21 protein-coding genes are annotated in these 22,465 nt (G+C 69.2%); 8 read left to right on the top strand and 13 right to left on the bottom strand.

What is annotated here, in order from left to right; translation table 11 throughout:
* Nucleotides 1–64: 64 nt before the first annotated feature.
* From htpX to HNR30_RS48795, 7 genes are all read right to left on the bottom strand, one after another.
* Entirely contained in the window at nucleotides 65–916 is an 852-nt protein-coding gene (gene htpX, locus HNR30_RS43290; RefSeq protein ID WP_181616050.1) for a zinc metalloprotease HtpX, read from the bottom strand.
* A 142-nt stretch (nucleotides 917–1,058) separates the two neighbouring features.
* The gene (locus HNR30_RS43285; RefSeq protein ID WP_181616049.1) at nucleotides 1,059–3,038 is read right to left on the bottom strand and encodes an NADH-quinone oxidoreductase subunit N; all 1,980 of its coding nucleotides are present in this window, start codon (nucleotides 3,036–3,038) and stop codon (nucleotides 1,059–1,061) included.
* A 73-nt stretch (nucleotides 3,039–3,111) separates the two neighbouring features.
* On the bottom strand, nucleotides 3,112–4,995 hold the full coding sequence (locus HNR30_RS43280; protein WP_246380244.1) for a complex I subunit 4 family protein: 1,884 nt from the start codon (nucleotides 4,993–4,995) through the stop codon (nucleotides 3,112–3,114).
* Nucleotides 4,996–5,050: 55 nt separating this feature from the next.
* Nucleotides 5,051–7,162: an NADH-quinone oxidoreductase subunit 5 family protein gene (locus HNR30_RS43275; RefSeq protein WP_246380243.1), complete on the bottom strand. Its 2,112-nt coding sequence runs from the start codon at nucleotides 7,160–7,162 to the stop codon at nucleotides 5,051–5,053.
* Nucleotides 7,159–7,626, bottom strand: a complete 468-nt coding sequence (nuoK, locus tag HNR30_RS50785) for an NADH-quinone oxidoreductase subunit NuoK (RefSeq protein ID WP_181616048.1) — start codon at nucleotides 7,624–7,626, stop codon at nucleotides 7,159–7,161. The genes HNR30_RS43275 and nuoK overlap by 4 nt, the downstream gene beginning before the upstream one ends.
* Nucleotides 7,626–8,339, bottom strand: a complete 714-nt coding sequence (locus tag HNR30_RS43265) for an NADH-quinone oxidoreductase subunit J family protein (protein WP_181616047.1) — start codon at nucleotides 8,337–8,339, stop codon at nucleotides 7,626–7,628. Before HNR30_RS43265 ends, nuoK begins: the two co-directional genes overlap by 1 nt.
* A gap of 2 nt (nucleotides 8,340–8,341) precedes the next feature.
* Nucleotides 8,342–9,289, bottom strand: a complete 948-nt coding sequence (locus HNR30_RS48795; RefSeq protein WP_246380257.1) for a 4Fe-4S binding protein — start codon at nucleotides 9,287–9,289, stop codon at nucleotides 8,342–8,344.
* Nucleotides 9,290–9,590: 301 nt separating this feature from the next.
* On the opposite strand from HNR30_RS48795, the gene HNR30_RS43255 reads away from it, so the two are divergent.
* The 5 genes from HNR30_RS43255 (at nucleotide 9,591) to HNR30_RS43235 (ending at nucleotide 14,375) form a co-directional block, all read left to right on the top strand.
* On the top strand, nucleotides 9,591–10,760 hold the full coding sequence (locus HNR30_RS43255; protein WP_181616046.1) for a serine/threonine-protein kinase: 1,170 nt from the start codon (nucleotides 9,591–9,593) through the stop codon (nucleotides 10,758–10,760).
* A 90-nt stretch (nucleotides 10,761–10,850) separates the two neighbouring features.
* Nucleotides 10,851–11,738 (top strand): ABC transporter ATP-binding protein, encoded by an 888-nt coding sequence (locus HNR30_RS43250; protein WP_181616045.1) that lies wholly within the window; start codon nucleotides 10,851–10,853, stop codon nucleotides 11,736–11,738.
* Nucleotides 11,738–12,454, top strand: coding sequence for an ABC transporter permease (locus HNR30_RS43245; protein ID WP_181616044.1), 717 nt, complete (start codon nucleotides 11,738–11,740; stop codon nucleotides 12,452–12,454). Before HNR30_RS43250 ends, HNR30_RS43245 begins: the two co-directional genes overlap by 1 nt.
* Complete coding sequence (locus tag HNR30_RS43240; RefSeq protein ID WP_181616043.1) at nucleotides 12,451–13,746, top strand: sensor histidine kinase; 1,296 nt, start codon at nucleotides 12,451–12,453, stop codon at nucleotides 13,744–13,746. The genes HNR30_RS43245 and HNR30_RS43240 overlap by 4 nt, the downstream gene beginning before the upstream one ends.
* Nucleotides 13,743–14,375 carry a response regulator transcription factor gene (locus tag HNR30_RS43235; protein ID WP_181616042.1) on the top strand — a complete coding sequence of 211 codons (633 nt, stop codon included), beginning with the start codon at nucleotides 13,743–13,745 and terminating at the stop codon, nucleotides 14,373–14,375. Before HNR30_RS43240 ends, HNR30_RS43235 begins: the two co-directional genes overlap by 4 nt.
* 372 nt (nucleotides 14,376–14,747) lie before the next feature.
* Here HNR30_RS43235 and HNR30_RS43230 read toward each other — a convergent pair whose 3' ends face one another.
* The 6 genes from HNR30_RS43230 to HNR30_RS43205 form a co-directional block, all read right to left on the bottom strand.
* Entirely contained in the window at nucleotides 14,748–15,653 is a 906-nt protein-coding gene (locus tag HNR30_RS43230) for a hypothetical protein (RefSeq protein ID WP_181616041.1), read from the bottom strand.
* A 501-nt stretch (nucleotides 15,654–16,154) separates the two neighbouring features.
* Nucleotides 16,155–17,099 (bottom strand): NADH-quinone oxidoreductase subunit NuoH, encoded by a 945-nt coding sequence (nuoH, locus tag HNR30_RS43225; protein ID WP_181616040.1) that lies wholly within the window; start codon nucleotides 17,097–17,099, stop codon nucleotides 16,155–16,157.
* Nucleotides 17,092–17,826 carry an NADH-quinone oxidoreductase subunit C gene (locus tag HNR30_RS43220; RefSeq protein WP_181616039.1) on the bottom strand — a complete coding sequence of 245 codons (735 nt, stop codon included), beginning with the start codon at nucleotides 17,824–17,826 and terminating at the stop codon, nucleotides 17,092–17,094. The genes nuoH and HNR30_RS43220 overlap by 8 nt, the downstream gene beginning before the upstream one ends.
* Nucleotides 17,823–18,347, bottom strand: a complete 525-nt coding sequence (locus HNR30_RS43215; protein WP_181616038.1) for an NADH-quinone oxidoreductase subunit B — start codon at nucleotides 18,345–18,347, stop codon at nucleotides 17,823–17,825. Before HNR30_RS43215 ends, HNR30_RS43220 begins: the two co-directional genes overlap by 4 nt.
* Nucleotides 18,348–18,374: 27 nt before the next feature.
* Entirely contained in the window at nucleotides 18,375–19,403 is a 1,029-nt protein-coding gene (locus HNR30_RS43210) for a M48 family metallopeptidase (RefSeq protein WP_181616037.1), read from the bottom strand.
* 21 nt (nucleotides 19,404–19,424) lie between these two features.
* Nucleotides 19,425–19,796, bottom strand: coding sequence for an NADH-quinone oxidoreductase subunit A (locus HNR30_RS43205; protein ID WP_181616036.1), 372 nt, complete (start codon nucleotides 19,794–19,796; stop codon nucleotides 19,425–19,427).
* A 108-nt stretch (nucleotides 19,797–19,904) separates the two neighbouring features.
* Between HNR30_RS43205 and HNR30_RS43200 the strand changes: the two genes are divergently transcribed.
* The 3 genes from HNR30_RS43200 to HNR30_RS43195 all read left to right on the top strand — a co-directional run.
* Complete coding sequence (locus HNR30_RS43200) at nucleotides 19,905–21,440, top strand: polysaccharide deacetylase family protein (protein WP_181616035.1); 1,536 nt, start codon at nucleotides 19,905–19,907, stop codon at nucleotides 21,438–21,440.
* A gap of 21 nt (nucleotides 21,441–21,461) precedes the next feature.
* Nucleotides 21,462–21,548 carry a putative leader peptide gene (locus HNR30_RS50720; protein ID WP_376771787.1) on the top strand — a complete coding sequence of 29 codons (87 nt, stop codon included), beginning with the start codon at nucleotides 21,462–21,464 and terminating at the stop codon, nucleotides 21,546–21,548.
* Nucleotides 21,549–21,682: 134 nt separating this feature from the next.
* On the top strand, nucleotides 21,683–22,465 hold a 783-nt coding region (locus HNR30_RS43195), incomplete at its 3' end, for a 2-oxoacid:ferredoxin oxidoreductase family protein (RefSeq protein WP_181616034.1).

The raw sequence follows: 22,465 nt of genomic DNA, 5'->3' as shown, positions 1-22,465 counted from the left end.
CACCTGCCAGGCGCACCCTCGCCCGGCCCCGTCCACCCGTCAGGCGCACCCTCGTCCGGCCCACCTACCGCCGATATCCCGCCATCCGCTCCAGCCGCGCCACCCGCTCAGCCGTCGACGGGTGGGTCGAGAACAACCGCCCCACCCCCGCTCCCCGGAACGGGTTAGCGATCATCATGTGCGAAGCCGACGTCAACCTGCTGTTCTCGGGCAACGGCAACCGCCGGGCCCCCATCTCGATCTTGCGCAGCGCCGAAGCCAGCCCCAGCGGATCCCCCGTCAACCGGGCCCCCGACTCGTCAGCCTGGAACTCCCGGGACCGCGCGATCGCCATCTGAATCATCGTCGCCGCCACCGGCCCGAGCACCATCATCAGCAGCGCCCCCAAGAACCCGGGCCCCTCATCGTCGTCGGACCCGCCGAAGAACACCGCCAGATAGCTCACCCACGTGATCATCGTGGCCAGCGCCCCCGCGACCGACGAGATCAGAATGTCGCGGTTGTAGACATGCGACAGCTCATGCGCCACCACTCCGCGCAGTTCCCGCTCATCAAGCAACTGCGTCAGCCCGTAAGTCACGCACACCACCGCGGTCCGCGGCCCCCGCCCGGTGGCGAAGGCGTTCGGCTGCGCCGTCGGCGAGACGTACAAGCGCGGCATAGGCTGCCGAGCCTCGGTCGACAGCTCCCGCACGATCCGGTACAGCGTCGGCTGCTCCACCTCCCCCACCGGCCGTGCGCGCAGCGCCGACAGCGCGATCCGATCGGAGAAGAAGTACGCCACCCCGTTGCCCACCAGCGCCAGAACCAGCGCGATCTGCAACCCGGTGCTCCCGCCGAGCCAGCCACCCGCCACAAGGATCAACGCAGACATGGCCCCCAGCAGGACCGCCGTGCGCAGACCGTTGTGGTGCAAGTGTTCCTCCGGTGACATGGCCTCAGGGGCGGCTACCGCCACCCAGGCGGAGTCCTGCCTTCTCCCTCTCCAACGACGACGCCATGGCCGACGTTCCCGGCGCGTACTCGAACGCATACATACCGCAGTACGGAACGCCGTTCTAGCGGAAGGCGCCCAGCGTCACGGCGTCCAACACCAGCTGCGGCGCGACGGAGAACAGCACCGCCACCACCAACGCGAGGCCCGCGGCCACCCACACCGCGACGGTCCCACCGTCACGAGGCAGTCCCCCGGCCACCCTCACCTCGACGGCTCCATCCTCGCCAGGCAGCCTCCCGGATGCCCTCGCTCGTCCTGGCTCCCCCTCGCTGCCGGCTGTACCCCCTCGCCCGGGCTCGCCCTCATTGCCAGCTGTCCCTACTCGCCCGGGCTCGCTCTCACTCTTGGCCGAGCCACGGTCGCCCCCCGGAAGCGTCCCGCCCGGGTCTGCTCCCGCACCGGCCCTCGCCCCACGCCCAGGTACGGCCTCAGCCGCCGGCGTGAACAGCCGAGCCGTCCACACCACGTAGTAATACAGCCCGATGACCGTGTTGACTGCCATCACCAGCGCCAGCCAGCCCAAGCCACCCTGCACGATCTCCCGGAACACCACGATCTTGGCGAACAAGCCGGCCAACCCCGGCGGCAACCCAGCCAAGCAGATCAAACTGAACGCGAGCGTCAACGCCGCCGCCGGACTCCGATACGCCAGCCCGCGGTAGTCGTCGAGCTCGTTCCGCTCGACATGCCGCGACACCATCATGACCACGGCGAAGGCCCCGAGGTTCATAGCCGCATAAATCACCAGATAGGCGATGGCCGCTTGAACGGCTTCGGGCCGCTGTACGGCGAGCGGCGCCAGGATGTACCCCGACTGCGCCACCGACGACCAGGCCAGCAACCTGACCGCTGACCTCTGGCGCATCGCCAGGAGGTTCCCCACGGTCATCGTGAGCGCCGCGATGATCGCCACCATCGGCGCCCACAAGCCCACCTGCCCGCCGAGAGCCACCAGGAGCACCAGCATCAGCCCCGCGAAGCCGGACGCCTTGGAGATCACCGACAACAACGCGGCGACCGGGATCGGAGCACCCTGGTACACATCGGCGGCCCAGGCATGGAACGGCACCGCTGCGATCTTGAACGCGAACCCGGCCACGACCAGCACCACACCGACCGCCACCACCGAGGGCGACACCTCGACACCCGGGACACCGGCCAGCAACCCGGCACCGTCGACCGCGATCGCCTGACTCCCACCGGCCGCGAGTCCTTGACTCCCACTGGCTGCGAGGACCTGGCCTCCGTTGGCTGCGATCGCCTGACTCCCTCCGGCGGCCAACGCCTGGCCCCCACTCACCGCGATCGCCTGCGCCCCGCCACCCAGGACAGCTGATCCGCCCCCGCCGCCCAGCGCGGCTGCTCCACCCCCACCGGCCATGGCCGCCTGGCCTTCACCGCCGCCCAGCGCCACCGCCAGCTGCGTGAGGTAGACCGTGCCGCTCATGCCGTACAGCAACGAGACGCCGAAGAGCATCACCGCAGTCGAGACGATCGAGACGAGGAAGAGCTTGACCGCGGCCTCCGAGGAGCGCCCGTCGTAACGGCGCAGGGCGGTGAGCGCGAAGACCGGCAGGGAGACGAGCTCCAGCGCCACCACCAGCATGATCAGGTCACGCGAGGCGGGAAGGGTCACCGCTCCGACCAGCGTGCACAGCAGCAGGAAGTACCACTCGCCCACCGGGATGCGCCCGCCGGACAGTTCCGTCATCGACAGCAGGACGACCACCACCGCGGCGGCCAGGACCAGGCCGGCGAAGATCAGGGTGAACGGGTCGACCACGAAAGAGCACGGTCTGCCCGCGGGCCCGGAAGCCGCGAGGTCGCCCGGCACGCAGAACGTCGCGAGCGTCTCACCCCGAAGAGCCTGCGCGATCAGGAACGCACCGGCGACGAGCACCCCCGCCAGCGTGATGAGGCCGAGCGCCGTGGTGACCTTGGGGCCTGGCTTCAGGAAGGCGTCGAGGAGCAGCACCAGCCCGGCGACCAGTGCCAGCACCAGTGGGGGCGCGATGGCGAAGTAGTCGATCGATTGGATCATGGTGTCACCCGTGTCCCGTTCGCCGGCCGCCGACCTTCTGCGACGCGGAGGCCGCCTCTTGGCTCCGCTGCTCTCATGACCCCACCCCCAGCAGCGCCTGTACGGCAGGCGTCGTCACCGAGAACAGCAGCTTCGGCCACAGTCCGAACAGGATCGTCAGCACGATCAACGGCGTCCAGGCAACCAGCTCATAAGGCCGCAGATCCGGCATGGCAGGTACGGCAGGCTCGTCAGGTTCAGGAGCCTCCTCGGCCGACTCCCCCTCCAGCCAGTCGTCTGAGTACCCCCATTCCGACCTGTCCTCCTCCCAGGAATGCTCCACCGAGTCGATGGGCCGCTCATCAGGGAACTCCTCGTGCCGCACCGCCGGCGCCACGGGAAGCGGCGTCCCGGCGGGACCCGCGACCACTCCGGAGTAATCCGCCGAACCCGCGACCTCCCCCGAGTAGTCCACCGAACCCGCGACCGCCCCGGAGGGATCCGCCGAAGCCGTCACCTCCCCCGTCCCGACTGCCCCACCGGCCGCCACCGCGACCGGGCCATGCCCCGCTCCTCCTCCGACGAGCGCAGCCTCCGACCGTCGGCCCGGCAGCCCGTGGGTGACTCGGGAGAGCATGACCAGGAAGTACGCAGCCGTCAGCAGCGCCCCGAGCCCTCCGATCACCATGAACGCCACGAACAGCGGCCGGGGCAGCCCGGCGGCCGGTTCGAAGGCGCTGAAGAGGGCAAGCATCTCCCCCCAGAACCCGGCCAGCCCCGGCAACCCCAGTGAAGCGAAGCAGGCGAACGACAGCACGGCGCCCAGGTGCGGAAGCACGGCCAGCATGCCGCCGCCCAGTTGTGTCATGTCGGCTGTGCCGTACCTGGACTTGATGCCACCGGCGACGAAGAACAGCAGGCCGGTGATGAGTCCGTGGGCGATGTTGGCGAACAGGGCGGCGTTCATGCCCGCGGGTGTGAGCGTGGCCAGGCCGAGCAGGACGAAGCCCATGTGCCCGATCGAGGAGTAGGCGATGAGGCGTTTCAGGTCGCGTTGCGCCAGGCAGGCCAGTGCTCCGTAGATGATGCCGACGACGCCGAGCGCGCCGAGCCAGGGTGCGACGGCCGCCGCGCCCTCGGGGAGGATCGGGATGGCGATGCGCGCTATGCCGTACGTGCCCATTTTGAGGAGCACGCCCGCGAGCAGCACGGAACCGACCGTCGGTGCCTCGGTGTGGGCGTCGGGGAGCCAGGTGTGCAGCGGCCACATCGGGGTCTTCACGGCGAATCCCACGCCCACCGCGACGAACGCCAGCACCTGGATGCCTCTGGCCATGCCGCCGCCTTGGGCTTGGGCCAGGGCGACCATGTCGAGCGTGCCGGCCTGCGCCCAGATCAGCAGCAGTCCGAGCAGGAGCACGACGGAGCCGAGCAAGGTGTAGAGGATGAACTTGAGCGCCGCCGCCCGCCGGTCGGCGCCTCCCCAGACGGCGATCACGAAGTACATCGGGATCAGCACGATCTCGAAGAAGACGAAGAAGAGCAGGAGGTCGAGGGCGAGGAAGGTGCCGATCATCCCCACTTCGAGGACGAGCAGCGTGAAGATCAGTGCCCTGGGGCGGCCGGGTTCGGGGCGCAGGAGCTGGCCTGGTTGCCTGGCGTCGCCCCAGCACAGGTAGAGGAAGCACAGGAAGGTCAGGAGCGCGGTCAGGACCACCAGCGGGAGCGAGATGCCGTCGACGCCCAGGTGGAAGTGGAGCGCCAGGCCGGGCGCCCATTCCCGGTCGATCACGAACTGCGGTGTGGCGGCGTTGGCGTAGTCGAAGCTCACGGCAAGGATCACGGCCAGGACGAGCGTCGCCCCTGTGACCACGAGGCCGTAGACGCGCAGCAGGCCGCGCCTGGAGGTGGCGGGCGACAGGAGCGCCAGCGCGCCCAGCAGCGGCACCGCCACCAGTGCGACAGGCAGCCAGCTCATCGGCCCATCACCCCATCCTTTCGAGAAGCCACCCGAGCCGACGCGCCAACGACGATCATGTGAACATCACCGCCCCCACCGCGATCAGCAGCACCCCGGCGAGCACACCGCTCACGTACAGCTGGACGTTGCCGTTCTGCGCCAGCCGCAACAGCCCGGACGCGCCGACGACGGACCGGCCCGACTCGCGCACGGCGCCGTCGACCACCCGGGAGTCCGTCCGGGCCACCAGGCGCGCCATCGCCAGCACGGGCCGCACGAACAGCACGGCGTACGCCCGATCCAGGTAGAAGGCCTGCTCACATGGCACGCGGAAGGGCCCGAGCATGCGCGCGGGATCCGCGGCCGGGTCGCTGCGCCAGACCGCGTAGACGATCCCGACACCCAGGAGCGCGAGCGCGACGCTGATCACCGCCACGGTCACGTCGAGGTGCCCGAGGCCCGGCAGTCCCAGCAACATGGCTGGTACGGCCAGCAGGATGACCGGCAGCAACATCGACAGAGGAGCCTCACGCACATCAATGACGTGAGCCGTGCCGGGAGGGGGTTCCGGCAACGCGATGACCGCTCGCGGCCGGCCGAGGAACGTGCGCAACCACGCCCGCGTGGAGTAGGCGCCGGTCACCACCAGCGTCGCCAGCGCGCAGCCGTACAGCAGCACCGCGGCCGCATCGGTCAGGCGCCCTTCCGTCATGGCCTGCTCCACGGCCAGCAGGACGCTGTCCTTGCTGAAGAATCCGCTGGTGGGCGGCAGGCCGATGAGTGCGGCGAAGCCCACGCCCATCGTGACGAAAGTGACGGGAAGCTCGCGTCTCAGGCCGCCCATCTGGCTCATGTAGTTGACGCCCACGTGATGGATGACCACGCCCGCTGCCAGGAACAGCAGCGCCTTGAACGCCCCGTGAGTGATCAGGTGGAAGATCGCGGCGGTGGACGATCCGGCGGCGAGCGCGGCCGCCATGAAGGCGAGCTGGCTGATCGTGGAGTACGCGAGGACCCGCTTCAGGTCGTCCTGCGCCAGAGCCGCGAGCGCGGAGCCCAGCATGCCGAGAGCGGCCAGGACGGCCAGCACGTCGAGCGTCGGCTGCGCCTGGAGGAAGGCCGGGAAGAGCCTGGCCACGATGAAGATGCCCGCGGCCACCATCGTCGCCGCGTGGATCAGGGCGCTGATCGGCGTGGGACCCGCCATGGCGTCGGGCAGCCAGGTGTGCAGCGGGACCTGCGCGCTCTTGCCCGCCACCCCCGCCAGCAGCAACATGGTCGCCGCGACCAGCGTGCCGGTGGACATCTCGGGCACCTTGGCGAGCACGTCGACGATCCGGAAACTGTCGGCCGCCGCGCCCAGCACGAAGATGCCGAACAGGAAGCCCACGTCGCCGAGGCGCGTCACCAGGAAGGCCTTGATCGCGGCCCGGGAGTTGCCCAGGTCCTCCCACCAGTGGCCGATGAGGAGGTAGGAGCACAGGCCCATGACCTCCCAGCCGACGTACAGCACCAGAAGGTCACCCGCGTAGACCACGAGCAGCATCGCGCTGGTGAACAGGCTGACGAAGGCGCTGTACGACGGGTAGCGCGCGTCGTCCTTGAGATAGCCGACCGAATAGACCTGTACGGCAAGCGCGACCAGGGTGACCAGGACGCCGAGGATCACGGAAAGGCCGTCGGCCTGCAGGCTGAGGGAGATGGGGATGGCGCCCGTCTCGATGGTGCCGTAGGTGATCGGGTCGGCGGCTCTGGCGAGGGTGTCGTTCTCGATCTGGCCGAGGAAGGTCAGGCCTTCTTCCCAGGCCAGCCACAGGGCGAGGATGGTGGCGGCGGCCGCAGGGATGATCGCGAACCAGGCGGCGCGGTTGTTGGCGCGGCGGTTTCCCTCGGTGGCCGGGGTGTCACGGTGGACGGCACCGCCGTGCGTCGCGCCGAGCGCGTCCTCTCCCCTGGTGAGCGTGTCGTCGCCCCTGCCGAGCGCGTCCTCGCCCCTGCCGAGCGCGGCCCCTCCCATGCTGAGCGAGGGCGCCTTCTTACCGTGCACGGCCCCGCTCCCGCTAGCCGAGGTCCCGCTTGTGCCCGGAGCGGTCTCTCGCGTGCCGAGCCTCGACAGGAGCAGCCCAGCGGCCGCCGCGAGGAACGGCAGGACGATGACCAGCGGAAGAATCACGTTCGGCGTCATCCCGCACCACCCCTCCTGACCGGCTCGTCCGCTGCTGCTCCGTTGCCCGTCTCCCGGGCGCCTTCCACTCCTGCCAGCGGACGATGGCCGGACGCCGGCTGCTGCGCCCCGCCCGGCACACCATCGTCTGCCTGCCGTACCTCTTCAGGACCGTCGTCAGGCTCGGCCAGCTCGCGCAGCCGGTCGATGTCGACGTTCGCCCTGTTCCTGAACAGCGCCAGCACAATGGCCAGGCCCAAGCCCAACTCCGCGGCGGCGATGACGATCACGAAGAGGGTGAGCACCTGCCCACCGTGGAGCCGGTCGCCGAGCCATACGTCGAAGGCGACCAGGTTGATGTTGACGGCGTTGAGCATCAGCTCCACGGACATCAGGACCAGGATGGTGTTCCTCCTGGCCAGGACGCCGTAGACGCCGATGGAGAAGAGCACCGCGGACAGGACGGCCGGGTAGACGATGTGCACTACTTCCCTCCGCTTTCGCCGTTCGGAGGTGTGTCGTGGCGGGACGTTGCCTCGGGTCGCGATCCCGGCGGCGCGCCGGGAGTAGCGGCACCCGGTGGCGCGCCAGGAGTAGCGGCTCCCGGTATCGCGCCCGCACTCGGCGTCGGGCCATCGGTGGCGGTCGCCTCGGAGGAGGCCCCCTTGGGCCCGATGTCAGTGCGCGACAACACGATCGCACCGATCAGCGCGGCCAGGAGCAACACGGACAACGCCTCGAAGGGAAGCACCCAGTTGCGGAACACACTGGTGCCGAGCGCCTTGGCGGCTCCACCACCCGGTTCGAGCGGCGTGTAAGCGTGGCGGAAACCATCGATGACCACGGTCACGAGAACCCCGGCCGTGGCCAGCGCCACGACCACCGCCACCTTCTTGTTGCCGCTGTCGAGGTCGGCTGTGCGCCCGATCGGGGCCCGCGTGAGCATGATGCCGAACAGCAGGAGCACGATCACCGCGCCCACATAGATGAGCACCTGCACCCAGGCCACGAACTCCGCGGTCAGCACCAGATAACAACCGGCCAGCGCCCCGAAGGCCAGCACCAGCCACAGTGCGGCGTGGACGAGCTGTCTGGTCGTGACGACGAGCAGCGCCGACCCGATCGCGACCACGCCGAGCAGGATCAGGACGATCTCTTGTCCGGTCGGCGGGAAGAAGGGGGGCACCGGCGTGGTCACGACTATTCCTCCTCGGACTCCCGTGTCTCAGCAGGCTTCAGGCCGCCTGGCGGACGGATGGACCGGGGGTCGGCCATCCTGCGCCTTGGTGGCTCCGCGCGAGAAGTCTGCTCCTCCGAAGCCGGGTCGGAGGGCGGCGCGCCCGAACCTGTGGACAACTCTTCTGAGGTCTGCTCGCCTGTGGATGACTCGCCTTGCTCTGCCTGCGCCGCGTCGCCCGTCTTCGGCAGCGCCCCAGGGGGCCGGATCGCGCGCACGTTGGTCGGCGCGCGTCGCGGCCGCTCGCGTGGCGTACCTTCCTGTACGGCATGCGGCTGACCGTTGTCTTCGGACGGTGCGGCGCTATCTGCGCCAGTCGCAGCCTCAGAGCGAGAGGCACCGCCAGCCTCAGAGCGAGAAGCACCGCCAGCCTCAGCGGAGCCACTCGCGCCCGACGTCTCCGCCGCAGCCCTCCTGGGCGACGCCTCAGGCGAGGCAGTCCCCGCGGATCCCTCAGCCGAGCCCTTGGCCGCTCCTTCAGCCGCCGTCTCCGCGCCTCCACGGGCCGCGTCCGCAGCCCGGGGCCCGGTCCGCCCCGCCGTACGAGCCGCTCCTCCGGCGGGCCCGCCCGCGGGCCTGCGCGGAGTGGCGCTCAACTCCTTCGGCGGCTCGGCGCCCACCTCGTGCGCGGGAGGCGGCGGCACGGTCTCGACCCACGAAGCCAGCCGATCCTTCTCATGGAGAAGGTTACGAATATCCCCCTCGGCATACTCGAACTCGGGCGACCAGAACAGCGCATCGAACGGGCACACCTCGATGCAGATCCCGCAGTACATACAGAGCGAGAAGTCGATCGCGAACCGGTCGAGCACGTTACGCTGCCGCGGTCGCCCGCCTTCTGGCGCGGGCAGGGTCTCCTTGTGCGAGTCGATGTAGATGCACCAGTCGGGGCACTCGCGGGCGCACAACATGCAGGAGGTGCAGTTCTCCTCGACCAGGGCGATCACGCCGCGGCTGCGCGGCGGAAGGTCGGGCTGGACCTCGGGGTACTGCTGGGTGACCGATCTGCGCAGCATGTGGCGAAGGGTGATGGACAGCCCCTTTGCCAGCCCTACTCCCGGTATCCGCGCCATGATTGAACATCATGACGCAACAGGCGTCCGACGTGAATCCGCCACACGATTTCCACAACAGTCCACAAGAGATCTCGGGTTATCCACAGCTTGCTTCCACAGTCCGTTTTGACCAGGGAAGGACAGATACTCTGCGGGCATGTCGAACAGCCACGCGATGCGTCCGCCGAGCGGTGGAGCCTGGGTGGCCGCGGTGGCGTGGGCAGCGCTGCCCGTGATCACCTGCGGCCTCGCCACGCCGTTCTCGATCGGATTCGCCGCCGTCTGGCTGCGGAGCGTCGTCCAGGGCGTGGCCGCCTTTCTCTACCTTCTGTGCATCAGCGTGTTCGTCGCAGTGACCGCCAACTACGACGATTTCGACCTGGTTCCCGAGCCCGCGTCCACAGTGATCACGATCGCCCTGATGATCAGCTGGATCGGGGGCGCGATCCACTCCGGCATCCTCGTCCCCCACATGGTGCGACGACGCCAGCCCGTACACAGCCTGCCGACCCGGCCGGCGCACCACCACCGTGCGCCGACGATGCCGCCCTCGCCCATGACCCCTCATTTCGTCGGCCACTACCAGGTGCTCCAGACCCTGGGGCGAGGCGGGCAGGGCTCGGTCTATCTAGCTGCCGCGCCCAACGGCGCCCGCGTGGCGGTCAAGGTGCTCCACGAGCTCGGCAACGAGACGGCGCGCCAGCGGTTCCTGCGCGAAGTGGAGGCCGCGCAGCGCGTGGCGACGTTTTCCACAGCCCGGGTGCTCGACGTCAACATCAGCGGCCCGCACGCCTACATTGTCAGCGAGTACATCGAAGGGCCGTCGCTCGAACAACTGGTCAAAAGGTACGGCCCGCGCGACGCGGACAGCCTCACCCGACTCGCGTTATCCACAGCCGGTGCACTCGCGGCCATCCACAAGGCCGGGATCGTGCATCGTGACTTCAAGCCAAGCAACATCCTGATCGGCGCAGACGGCCCGCGCGTCATCGACTTCGGCATCGCCCGAGCGCTCGACCAGGTGACAGTGACCATGGGGAAGATGGTCGGCACACCGCCCTACATGTCGCCCGAGCAGTTGTCCGGGCAGCCGGTGGGGCCCGCGTCCGACGTGTTCAGCTGGGCGGTGACGATGCTTTTCGCGGCGACAGGACGACCGGCGTTCGGCGAGGACAGCGTGCCCGCGGTTTTCAACAGAGTGCTCACGGTTCATCCTGATCTGTCGCCTTTACCTCCGTCGCTCCGCAGGATCGTGGGCGCATGTCTCGACAAATCGGCGGAGAACCGTCCGAGCGCCTCCGACGTGATGCTGGCCATCGTTCACTGACCCTTCCGAGCCACACCTGACATTCGTCACACCCACGCGGCTGACACACGGCACTACACGGCATCGGGGCAGGTCAAGCACGCTCATGGCATGACGAAGGCACTCGAACTCCGATCAGTCAGCAAGCAGTACGGCCAGACCAGGGCGCTCGATCAGGTCGATCTCGACATAGGCGAAGGGGAGGCGGTGGCAGTGCTGGGTCCCAACGGCGCGGGCAAGAGCACCATGCTCTCCATCGCGCTGGGCCTGCGGGCGGCCGACACCGGCACGACGAAGGTCTTCGGCAGCTCGCCGGTGGAGGCACTGAAGGCAGGACACGTGGGCGTGCTCCTCCAGGAGGCGGGGCTCCTCGAAGACGTCAGGGTGTCGGAGCTCGTCGAGGCCGTGGCGGGCATGTATGCCAAGCCGCTGCCTGCCGTACAGACCATGAGGGCCGCAGGGGTGGAGCAGCTGGCCGGCAAGCGGATCGGGCAGCTGTCGGGCGGGCAGCGGCAGCGGGTGCGGTTCGCGCTGGCGCTGGCCGGGGATCCGAAACTGCTGGTCCTCGACGAGCCGACGGTCGGACTCGACGTCGACAGCCGCAGGTCCCTGTGGCAGCACGTGCGCGAAAGAGTCGAGGCGGGCAGCACGGTCGTTTTCGCCACGCACTACCTGACCGAGGCCGACGACTACGCCGACCGCGTGGTGCTGCTGTCAGAAGGCAGGATCGTCGCCGATGGCCCTGTGGAGCAGATCAAAGCCCTGGTGGGAGGGTTGGAGGTGCGTTTCACCTGGAAGGACGCCGATCCTGGGCGTCTCGAGTCACTGCCTGGCGTACGACAGGTCCACATCGACGGCCCGGCCGTGACCCTGCGCACGAACGATTCCGACGCCACCCTTCGCGCGCTGTTCCTCGACCTCCACGAGATCAAGGACGTGCGCACGACCGCCACCGACCTGGAGAGCGCCTTCGTGAGCCTGACGGGAGGTAACGACTGATGCGGTCGTATCTCAAGCTCGAACTGCTTCGCAGCATGCGTAGCCCGGCCAACCTGATCCTCCTCACCGGCTTCCCTCTGGCGCTCTACCTGCTGTCCACCAAGGTGCTGCAACCCAAGGGGCTCACGTTCGACTTCGAGGCCTCCCACATGGTGTCGATGGCGACCTACGGGGCGATGGGCGGAGCGCTGTTCATCGGCGGCGCGATCGCTCTCGAACGAACCAACGGCTGGCTACGCCAGCTGGCCGTCACACCGCTACCGGCGCATGGCTATCTGACGGCCAAGCTGGTCAGCGGCGCGGTCGGGGTGCTGCCGAGCATCGTCGTGGTGCTGATCGCGGGTGCGACTCTCGGCGGCGTACGGCTCCCGGCGGCCACCTGGCCGGCGCTGGCCGTGCTCATCTGGGTGGGTGTCATCCCCTTCGCGATGCTGGGCATCGCTTTCGGCTATTCGATGAGAGGCCAGAGCGCCAGCCTGGCCATGATGGGCGTCTACTTCCTGCTGTCGGTGCTGGGTGGACTGTGGCTGCCGGTCGAACTGATGCCGTCGGGCATGCGGACCCTGGCCGAATACAGCCCGGCCTTCCAGGCGGGCTCGCTCGGCTGGCGTGCCCTGGCCGGGCAGTGGCCGACGGGCACCTCCCTGCTGGTCCTGGCCGGCTGGACCCTGCTCTTCGCCGCCCTCGCGGCGTGGCGTTACCGTCGGGCGCTATGAGCAACGTCATGGAGCTGGACTTCTCCCGGGGCGGCTCCGTCGCCCGGGCGGGGTCCAGCGCCTGGCTGCTGATCCTCACCTGGCCGCTGTGGTCGTTCTTCTCGGCCGGACCCGAGCTCGGCCCGGTGCTCTGGGTCGTCGCCGGCATCGGGATCTTCGCCACGTGCTGGATCTCGATGGTGCGACGCATGTTCGGCCCAGGGAGCATGACGCCACGCCCATGGGCGCTGATCGGCCTGCTCGGCAGCGTTCTCGCCCTGCTCCCGGTGCTCGGCGCGCCCTGGGCGTACGTCTCGTTCGTCTTCGTCGTCACCGCCCTCGCCACCGCCGCCGACGGGCTCGCCTTCGGCGTCGGTCTCGCGGCCACCATCGCCGTCGAGGTCGGAGCGCTGCTGGCGTTCGGCGAGCCGATCGGGCAGATCTGGTGGGTGCCGCTCATCATCGTGGTCCAGGCGGTGGCGGTGCAGAGCATGAAGCACATGGGCGGACTGCTCCACCGGCTCAACATCGCCCGCGAGGAGGTGGCCCAGCTCGCCATCGACAACGAGCGTCTACGTTTCGCCCGCGACCTGCACGACACGCTCGGCCACACGCTGAGCTCGATCACCATTCGCAGCCAGCTGGCCGCCCGCCTCGTCCGCAGCGACCCCGAGCGTGCCGCCTGCGAGATGGGCGACGTGGAGCGGGCGGCGCGGCAGGCGCTCGACGAGGTACGGCAGGCGGTGGCGGGCTATCGGGCGCCGTCGTTGTCGGAGGAGCTGGAGAAGGCGTCGAGGAGTCTGGGGCTGGCGGGGATCCGGTTGGAGGTCACGCCTGCCGAAAAGCCGATTCCGGCGGAGACCGAGGTGGTGCTGGCTTGGGTGGTCCGGGAGGGGGCCACCAACGTGCTGCGACACGGGGCGGGAGCTCGCAGGTGCTGGGTGCGGTTGTGGGTGGACGGCATCGAGATTCGTGACGATGGCAACGGGAAGGCGGGTGACCCAGCGGGAAGCGGGCGCAGGCCGGCTGGGAGCCAGGGGGATAGAGCGGAGGTCGGGCAGGGGCTGGAGACTGGACACGAGTTGGGGCTCACGCAGGGACTCGGCACTGGGCACAAGCTGGGCGCAGGACACGACGCGGGCGCAGGACACCCGTTGAGAACCGGGCCAGGGCCGGCTGGGCGAGGACCCGGAACCGGGTTGCAGGGGCTGGCGGAACGGGTGGCGAGCGCCGGTGGGCGGCTCGAGGTCGGCGCGCCGCCCGAGGGTGGGTACCGGCTGAGAGTGTGGATCCCCGGAACGGAGGCGCCATGAGCCAGGAGGAGACAAGCGCCAGGGACACGGCGCCGCCGATCAGAGTGCTGATCGCCGACGATCAAGTCCTGGTGCGAGGCGGCTTGGCGGCGTTGCTGGGCTTGGAGGACGACATCGAGGTGGTCGCCGAGGTCGGCAGGGGCGATCAAGTGGCCGAAGCGGTGAGACTGCACCGGCCGGATGTGGTGCTGCTCGACATCGAGATGCCGGGGTTGTCCGGCCTGGAGGTGGCCGAACGGTTGCGGGGCGAGCGGGTGATCATCGTGACGACCTTCGGGAGGCCGGGCTACCTCAACCGCGCCCTGGACGCCGGGGTTGCGGGGTTCGTAGTAAAGGACGCGCCGGTGGCCGAGCTGGCGGGGGCCGTGCGGCGGGTGATGGGCGGCGAGCGGGTGATCGACTCCAAGCTGGCGGTGAGTGCGCTGACGCTGGGGCCGAGTCCGTTGACGCAGAGGGAGGGGGAGGTGTTGCGGGCGGCGGTGGATGGGTCGACGGTGCATGACATCGCTGCGCGGTTGTTTCTCACGGAGGGGACGGTGCGGAACTACCTGTCGTCGGCGATCACCAAGACGGGGGCACGTAATCGGGCGGAGGCTGTGCGGGTGGCCGAGCAGCGGGGGTGGCTGTGAGTGCGGCGCTCGCCGGCTCGGGGTTTGAGGGGTCGCGAGCGCGACTGCCAGCGGAGCGGGCGACGCCAGCCTGGGGGTCAGGCGACGTCGCGGGCGGCGGCCATGGTGGCTGTGGGTGTGACCGTGGGAGTGGCATGAGGTTGGCTGTGGAGGTGGCCACGGGAGTGACGCGGGGTGACGGGGAGGCGGCGGCCGCAGAGGATGCCGGCGACGGCGGGCGACGACAGGTGACGGCGGCGGGCGACAGCTGAAGGTGACGAGTGGCGGTGACCAGTGGCGGTGACGAATAGCCGCGGCGGAGTCGAAGGGCGCACCGGGACGCGATCGGTGAGACGATCCTCCGCCAGGCGAGGCGATCGGTGAGGCACTCCGCTAGAAAGTGGCGTGCTTGGCCGAGCGCACGCGCTCCAGATACTCCTCCCGCGTCAGCCGCACCACCTGGAGCGGGAGGTCGTGCCGTAAGGCGAAGCGGTTGACGTCCTCGGGGGCCCAGAAGCCCGGGAGGTGGCGGCGGGTTTCGTTGGCGCTGTCGATGACAAAGAGGCCGGTCAGGTCCTCGTAGCGGTAGAGGACGAACCACAGGCCCCGGCTCAGGCGGAGGGGCGGGAGGTTCTCCTTGCCGCGCGAGACGCGGAGCATTTCCGTGTCCACCGTCAGGTTGACGCCACCGTAAGAGCCCAGGACGTCGCCGCGTTCCACCTTGCGGCGGTGGAACCAGCCGCGGACAGGGCGGAGTACGCCGAGCACGGGGCTGAAGAGTGCCAGCGCCCATTTGGAGTCGAGCAGGTCGAGCAGGAAACGGCCCAAGGAGGACAGGCCGCGCCAGGCGAGGAAGCCGCCGACGGTGACGATGTAGGCCATCAGGAAGAGCCCGGCTATCGAGGCGCCGAGGATGAGCGTGCGGGTCCATCGGCCGATGCGGGCCACCTTGCGGCCCGTCAAACGACGCCAGCCTGGGGCTCGGGCGGACAGGCGTACGGGGATCGGGGCGGGCATGGAGGAGTCGAAGGTGGCTCCGGCTGTCCAGGCGAGCTGCCGGAGGGGGCGGTAGTGCCATTCGCCGGGGAGGTCGAGCATGATCATGCCGTCGGCGTCCAGGAGGGCCAGGCCTTTGAGCACGCCTGACTCCTGAGTGTGGGAGTAGAGGCACAGGCCGGCTGGGCGGAGCCGTACGGAATCGCCCGGGACGGTGACGACCAGCGCGCTGCCGTCCCACTGGAGGACTGTTTTGGGGCATTTGGAGCCCTTGGTTGGTCCGGCGACCGGCTTTACGTCCATGGAAATGATGGAAAGTCACCCCTCTGCGGCAGAGGCCCCCTTTGTTCTGGTGGACGGATAAAGCGGGGATAAAGTTCCTGGCGATCGAGGCCCCTTCGCGTGGCGCTGCGGAGAGTGGAGGCGGGGCCTCTGGGGCTCGGGCCGGTCGGGTCGGTCGGGTCAGTCGGTCTAACGAGGATGCGCGGCGCGGCGGGAGAGACGCGGCGCGGCGCAGTGGCGCGGCGCAGTGGCGGAGGCAGTGGCGGAGGGCGCGCCGGGGATGGCAGGCGGGCAGGAGTAGAGGGCGGTGGACGCGGGCGCACGAGGGCGGTGGACGCGGGCGCACGAGGGCGGTGGACGCGGGCGCACGAGGGCGGTGGACGCGGGCGCACGAGGGCGGTGGACGCGGGCGCGAGGGGCGGTGGACGCGGGCGCGAGGGGCGCGGGGCGCGGGCGGAAAGGCGGCGACGTCGAAGCGGGTGCGGCGCGAATGGTGCCCGGATGAGGCGGAGGGCGGTGGGGCTACAGCGACAGCACCTTCACCACGCCCGTCAGCGCCAGCTGGACCAGCGCCAACGGCACCAACCCCACCCAAGCCAACCGCTGCAACTGGTCCTCACGCAGTCGCGGATAGCTGACCCTCAGCCAGATCACGACGAACGACAGGGCACCCACCTTGACCAACGTCCACAGCCACCCCGGGAGCAGCGGCCCCTGCCACCCGCCCAGGAAGAGCACCGTCGTGAGCAGGGAAAGCACCACGATGCCGACGTACTCCGCCAGCATGAAGAGGGCGAACCGCATGCCGGTGTACTCGGTCATCGGCCCCATGATGATCTCGGACTCGGCGATCGGCATGTCGAAGGGCGGGCGCCGCAGCTCCGCGAGTCCGGCGACGAAGAAGACGACAGCGCCGATGGCCTGCCACGGCAGCCACCACCACTGCCACGCCTCGACGATGCCCGGGATCGACAGCGTGCCCGCTGCCATGGCGACGGATGAGGCCGCGAGCACCAGGGGCAGCTCGTAGGACATCAGCTGGGCGGCCGAGCGCATGCCGCCGAGCACGGAGAATTTGTTGGCGGAGGCCCAGCCGGCCATGATCGATCCGAGGACGCCGACGCCCATGACCGCCAGGGCGAAGAAGAGGCCGACGTCGAGGTCGACGCCGACGAAGCCGTCGTCGAGCGGGATGACGATCAGGACGACCAGGTACGGCACCAGCGCCACGCCTGGGGCGATCATGAAGACGCGCCGGTCGGCTCCGGCGGGGATGATGTCTTCCTTCTGGGCGAACTTCACGCCGTCGGCGATCAGCTGGGCCCATCCGTGGAAGCCGCCGGCGTACATGGGGCCCAGGCGCGACTGCATGTGCGCCATCACCTTGTGCTCGGTCTGGCCGACGATCAACGGCAGCAGCAGGAAGAGCAGCAGGATCGCGGCGAAGTGCAGCAGGATGTCAAGCACTGGGCGCCTCCCAGTCGGCGGGCACGCCCGGTGGGAGCACCTTGCGCCGGGACGGCGCCGACTCCCCCGGCTCCTTGGCTCCCGGCCATGGCTTGGCGACGCGGGCGGCCAGGATGAAGTCCTTGCGCAGCGGGTGGCCTTCGAAGCCGTCCGGGAGGAGGAGCGGGACCAGGTACGGGTGGTCGTCGAACGTGACGCCGAACATCTCGAAGGTCTCGCGCTCGTGCCAGTTGGCGCCTCGGTAGATGCCGATCGCGGTGGGGAGGCGGGGGTCGGAGGCGGGGACCCAGGTTCTGAGGAGGAGGCGCTCCTGGGTGCTGGGGTTGTAGACGTGGGCGACGACGAAGAAGCCGTCGGGTGGGTCGTCTACGCCGGTCAGCCAGTCGAAGAACTCGTAGCCGCCGTCGCGGCAGGATTGGAGGAGGGGGAGCCAGTCGCCGCGTTCGACGTCGATGGTGCGCTCGCCGAAGGTCTCCGAGAGCTCGCCGAAGGGGATGGAGGGGAGGCCCCGCGAGGCGTCCGCGGTGGGGGCGCCCGAACCCTCCGTGGTGGACGGGCCTAGAGCGTCTGCGGTGGGCGCGCCTGGACCCTCCGTGGTGGACGGGCCTAGAGCGTCTGCGGCGGGGGCAGGCGGGCCGGATTCAGAAGTGCCGGTGCCCGAGGTAGGCGGGTCAGGGGGCGGAGGGGTGGGGTCGGAGGGGCCGCCGCTGGGAGGGGCTGAGCTCATGCCTCCTCCCCGTGCGACCGCGACCACACGTACCGCTCGGACAGCCGCTCCGCCGCGATCTTCTCCTGCAGCTTCATGATCCCGTGCAGCAGCGCCTCGGGCCGAGGCGGGCAGCCCGGCACGTACACGTCCACCGGAATGATCTGATCCACCCCGTTGGTGACGCAGTACGAGTCCCAGTAAGGCCCGCCGGAGTTGGAGCAGGCCCCGAACGAGATCACGTACTTCGGATCCGGCATCTGCTCGTACAGCCGCTTGACCGCCGGCGCCATCTTGTCGGTCACCGTCCCCGACACGATCATCAGATCCGCCTGCCGGGGCCCGTTGGCGAACGGGATCACCCCGAACCGGATGAAGTCGTGCCGCGACATCGAGGTCGCGATGAACTCGATCGCGCAGCAGGCCAGCCCGAAGTTGAACACCCACAGGGAGTACCGCCGCCCCCAGTTGAGGACGAAGCGCATGGGTGAGGGCGCCAGCCGCGAGACCGGCCCCACGGTGGGCATCGGAAGATCGGCCATGCGGCCCATTGTCGCGCGGGATGGCGACTAGGAGTAGAGGGCCGCGCGGGCGTTGTCGGCGATGGTGCGCGCGATGACGCCGGCGGCCGGCTCCAGTTCCCGGTCGATCTGCGCCATGGGCGGCGCCAGGACCAGGGGTTCGGCGTACGGCAGGGCGGCCATGCGGAGGTGGCGCTGATGGGTGGGCGGGTGGGTGGAGTCCACTCGGGCGACTTCCTGCCTGGCCTGGTGGCGGCGGCGTTCGAGCTCGTCCTCCGGGAGCGTGTCGAGGTATTGGCGGTAGACCGTCCAGAGATCTCCGCTGACCACGTGCGCCTGGCCGTACATGAACGAGACGGCGGCGGGCCCGGCGCTCATGACCTTGTCCATGGAGGAGAGCGCCGCGGCCGAGCCGGCGACGCGGAGTGCGAGCTCGTCGGCGCGGTATTCGGCCGTCTGTGACGCGCGGTTGGTCACCGATTCCAGCATCCGGTGGAAGGCGCCGACGAATCCCCGGACGAACCACGTGACGGCGCGGACGAGGACGTCGCTGAAGTCCAGGTCCATGTCGCCGCCCGAGCGCGCGGAGGCGCGCACCTCGCCGAGGGCGTTGAGTGCGGCGCCGACGACCAGTCCGTGGCGGGTGTCGCCGTTGACCGAGTGCCCGAGCTCGTGTCCGAGCACCGCCACCCGTTCCTGCGGGGACAGCAGCAGCCAGTGCGGGTAGCCGATCATCAGCACGCGGCGCCTGCGCCAGCCGTACGAGCCGAAGGACGCGTTCACGGCCTCACCGATGACGATGACGTGCGGCCTCGGCGCACCGAGTGCGTCGGCGACCTCGTCCACCAGCCGGTACAGCTCGGGCGCCTTCGGCCGCGCCAGCACCACGCCTTCGGGCAGCCGCGCGGGCCTGGGCAGCATGACCCAGGCCAGTCCCAGGGGCACCACGGCCAGCAGGACGCTCACGACGTTGAGAAGGGACAGCAGCCACCCGCCCAGGCCGAGGAGCGCGAGCGTCACGAGGTGGACGACGAGGGCAGCCGCATAACTGGCGAAACGGGCGAATCCGAAGGACACGAGCCGGAGTTATATCAACCCTCACGTCCACGTGAGGACACGTTTGCGCCACGAGTAGACGATCCCCAGTGCGATGAACCCGAGGAACACGAACATCTCCACCAGCGTCGTCATCCCGAACCCCGGCGCCGCGAACACGGTCGCCCAGGGGAACAGGAAGACCGCGTCCACCGCGAACACGACGTACAGGTAGATGAACACGTAATACCGGATCTGCGACTGCGCCCACCCCTCGCCCACCGGGTCCACGCCGCACTCGTAGGCGATCAGCTTCTCGGCCGTGGGCCGGGAGGGCCGGAGCAGGCGGTTGGCGGTGAGGGCGACGGCCACGATGCCGACCCCGAGGGCCAGCAGCACGGCGACCAGCAGGTAGGAGCCGAAGTAGCCGTCCATGACGCGATGCTAGCCGCGAAAGGCCCGGCAGGCGAGCATCATCAAGCCTCCGCCCCGGTCGTCCCAAGAACGGGTAAATCGCAAATAACCCGTCTTAAGGTGACATCCATGCATAAAAGCCGATTCTTCGGAGGAATCGCGCTGGCCGCCTCCTGCCTCGCAGGATGCGGCGTCGCCACCGCCTCCCCGGACCAGGATGCCCCCGTCCCGGCCGACCCCACGAAGATCAGCTTCGTCGACCCCGCCACGGTGCCGGGACTGACGACACGGAGTCTGTCCGAGGGAGAGAGCGGCGGCAGATACATCCACGCCTCCTACCCCGCCTTCGCCGATACCCCCGAGTTCAACCAAGAGCTCGAAAAGGAGGCGCGCAGGCAGGTCGGGGAGTTCCAAAGGGAAACCAGGGGGACCACCGCCCCCGCCAAGCCCGAGATCAACATGGACTGGCAGCTGCCCGTCGTGTCCGACTCGGTCATCGCGGTACGGCTGCGCACGGGCGTGTTCTACGGGGCCAACTGGGGGGACTCGACCAAGACCCTGTGGTTCGACAGGAAGGACCGGCGCCTGCGCGGCCTGGTCCAGGACGACCAGGGCGTCCGGCGAGCGGTGCTGGCGCGATTCACGGAGCGCGGCATCACGACGCTGCCCAACGATGTGGGCTTCGATTCGCTGACCTTCAATCCCGATGGGGATCTGGTGGTGGAGTTCGACGAGTGCGAGGTGGCCGACTGCTCCCAGGGGCGCGTGGCGGTCGCCGTACCGAAGGAGCAGGCCAGGCCGCTCCTGACCGCCACCGGCCGCCGGGCGCAGGACGCAGCGGCCCAGCCGGTACGGCAGAGCCCGCCACTGTCGCCCGAGCCCACGGAGACGACGGAGCCCGCGGAGACGACGGGGACCACGGAGCACACGGAGCCCCCCACGAAGCCCACGGAGACGACGGGGACCACGGAGCCCACCGGGACGACGGAACTCATGGGGGCCACAGCGGCGACCGGCACCGGCACCAGCACCACCGACTGCTCAATCGCCAAGTGCGTGGCGCTGACCTTCGACGACGGCCCCGGCCCCTACACCCCCGAACTGCTCGACCAGCTCGCCCGCGCCCACGCCAGGGCCACCTTCTTCACCGTCGGCCTCAACGTCGCCGCCGACCCCCAGGTGGTGCGGCGCATGGTGCGCGAGGGCCATGTGGTCGCCAATCACAGCTGGTCGCACCGCGACCTGTCGAAGCTGTCGTCCAGTCGCGTCGCCGATTCCCTGACCCGCACCCAGGACACGCTCGCCGCCGCGACCGGCGAGCGCCCGACGCTGGTCCGCCCGCCGTACGGGGCGATCGGCAAGGAGGTGCAGACCGTGTCTCAGAGAATGGGACTGGCCTTGGTGAACTGGAGCGTCGACACGCAGGATGGGCAGTACAGGGACCCGACAGAGGTCGCACAGAAAGCTGTCGGTGGAGCCCGTCCAGGGGCGATCATATTGATGCACGACATCCATCGGTCCACCGTCGACGCGGTTCCGGCCATCCTCAAAGCACTGCAAGGGAAGGGTTACGCCCTCGTGACCGTTCCTGAGTTGTACGGCAGTAGTGAGATGCGTGCGGGACGCCTTTACACGGCGGGACCCCTCGACCGAGCCACGAGATAGGGGGACGTATAGTTGGCGCTCGTGACCCCTACCGTCCTCTTCGCCCGGCTGCACGTGGACCTGTGCAGGCTAGCCTCTGGGCTGTGTCACGCTCTCGGCGATTCCTGAAGCATCCTGAAATCGACTGCGATTACCCACTTTGGGCAGTGGGGAAACGTGTGACCTCCCGAGGATCTAGCATGGTTATAGAGAACGCGCCACAGCGACCGACAGCGCCCCGGCGCGTCGAGGAGGACTGAGCTGTGTCCAAGCAAGTCCAGCAACTCGATCGCGTGATCATCCGTTTCGCCGGCGACTCCGGCGACGGCATGCAGCTCACCGGCGACCGCTTCACCGCCGGCACCGCCGAGTTCGGCAACGACCTGAGCACCTTCCCCAACTTCCCCGCCGAGATCCGCGCCCCCGCAGGAACCCTGCCCGGCGTCTCCAGCTTCCAGCTGCACTTCGCCGACCACGACATCCTCACCCCAGGCGACGCGCCGAACGTGCTGGTCGCGATGAACCCCGCCGCGCTCAAGGCCAACCTGGCCGATCTGCCCCGCGGCGCCGACATCATCGCCAACACCGACGAGTTCACCAAGCGCAACCTGCAAAAGGTCGGCTACGACACCAACCCGATCGACGACGGGTCGCTGGCCGAGTGGCGCGTGCACGCCGTCCCGCTGACCTCGCTGACGGTCAAGGCGCTGGAAGAGCTGGACATCTCCAAGAAGGACGCCGAACGCTCGAAGAACATGTTCGCGCTCGGGTTGCTGAGCTGGCTCTACCACCGGCCGACCGAGCACACGGTCAAGTTCATCGAGACCAAGTTCGCCAAGAAGCCCGAGATCGCCAAGGCCAACATCACCGCTTTCCAGGCGGGCTGGAACTACGGCGAGACCACCGAGTCGTTCTCGGTGTCCTACGAGGTCAAGCCGGCCAAGCTGGCCGCGGGCCTGTACCGCAACATCTCCGGCAACCAGGCGCTGGCCTACGGCCTGATCGCCGCGAGCGTGCAGTCGAAGCTGCCGCTGTTTCTGGGCTCC

This window comes from Nonomuraea soli (genome assembly GCF_013761175.1).
Classification (GTDB): domain Bacteria; phylum Actinomycetota; class Actinomycetes; order Streptosporangiales; family Streptosporangiaceae; genus Nonomuraea; species Nonomuraea soli.
Note: the sequence above shows the minus strand (reverse complement) of the source record. Positions and strands in the feature narration are given on the sequence as shown.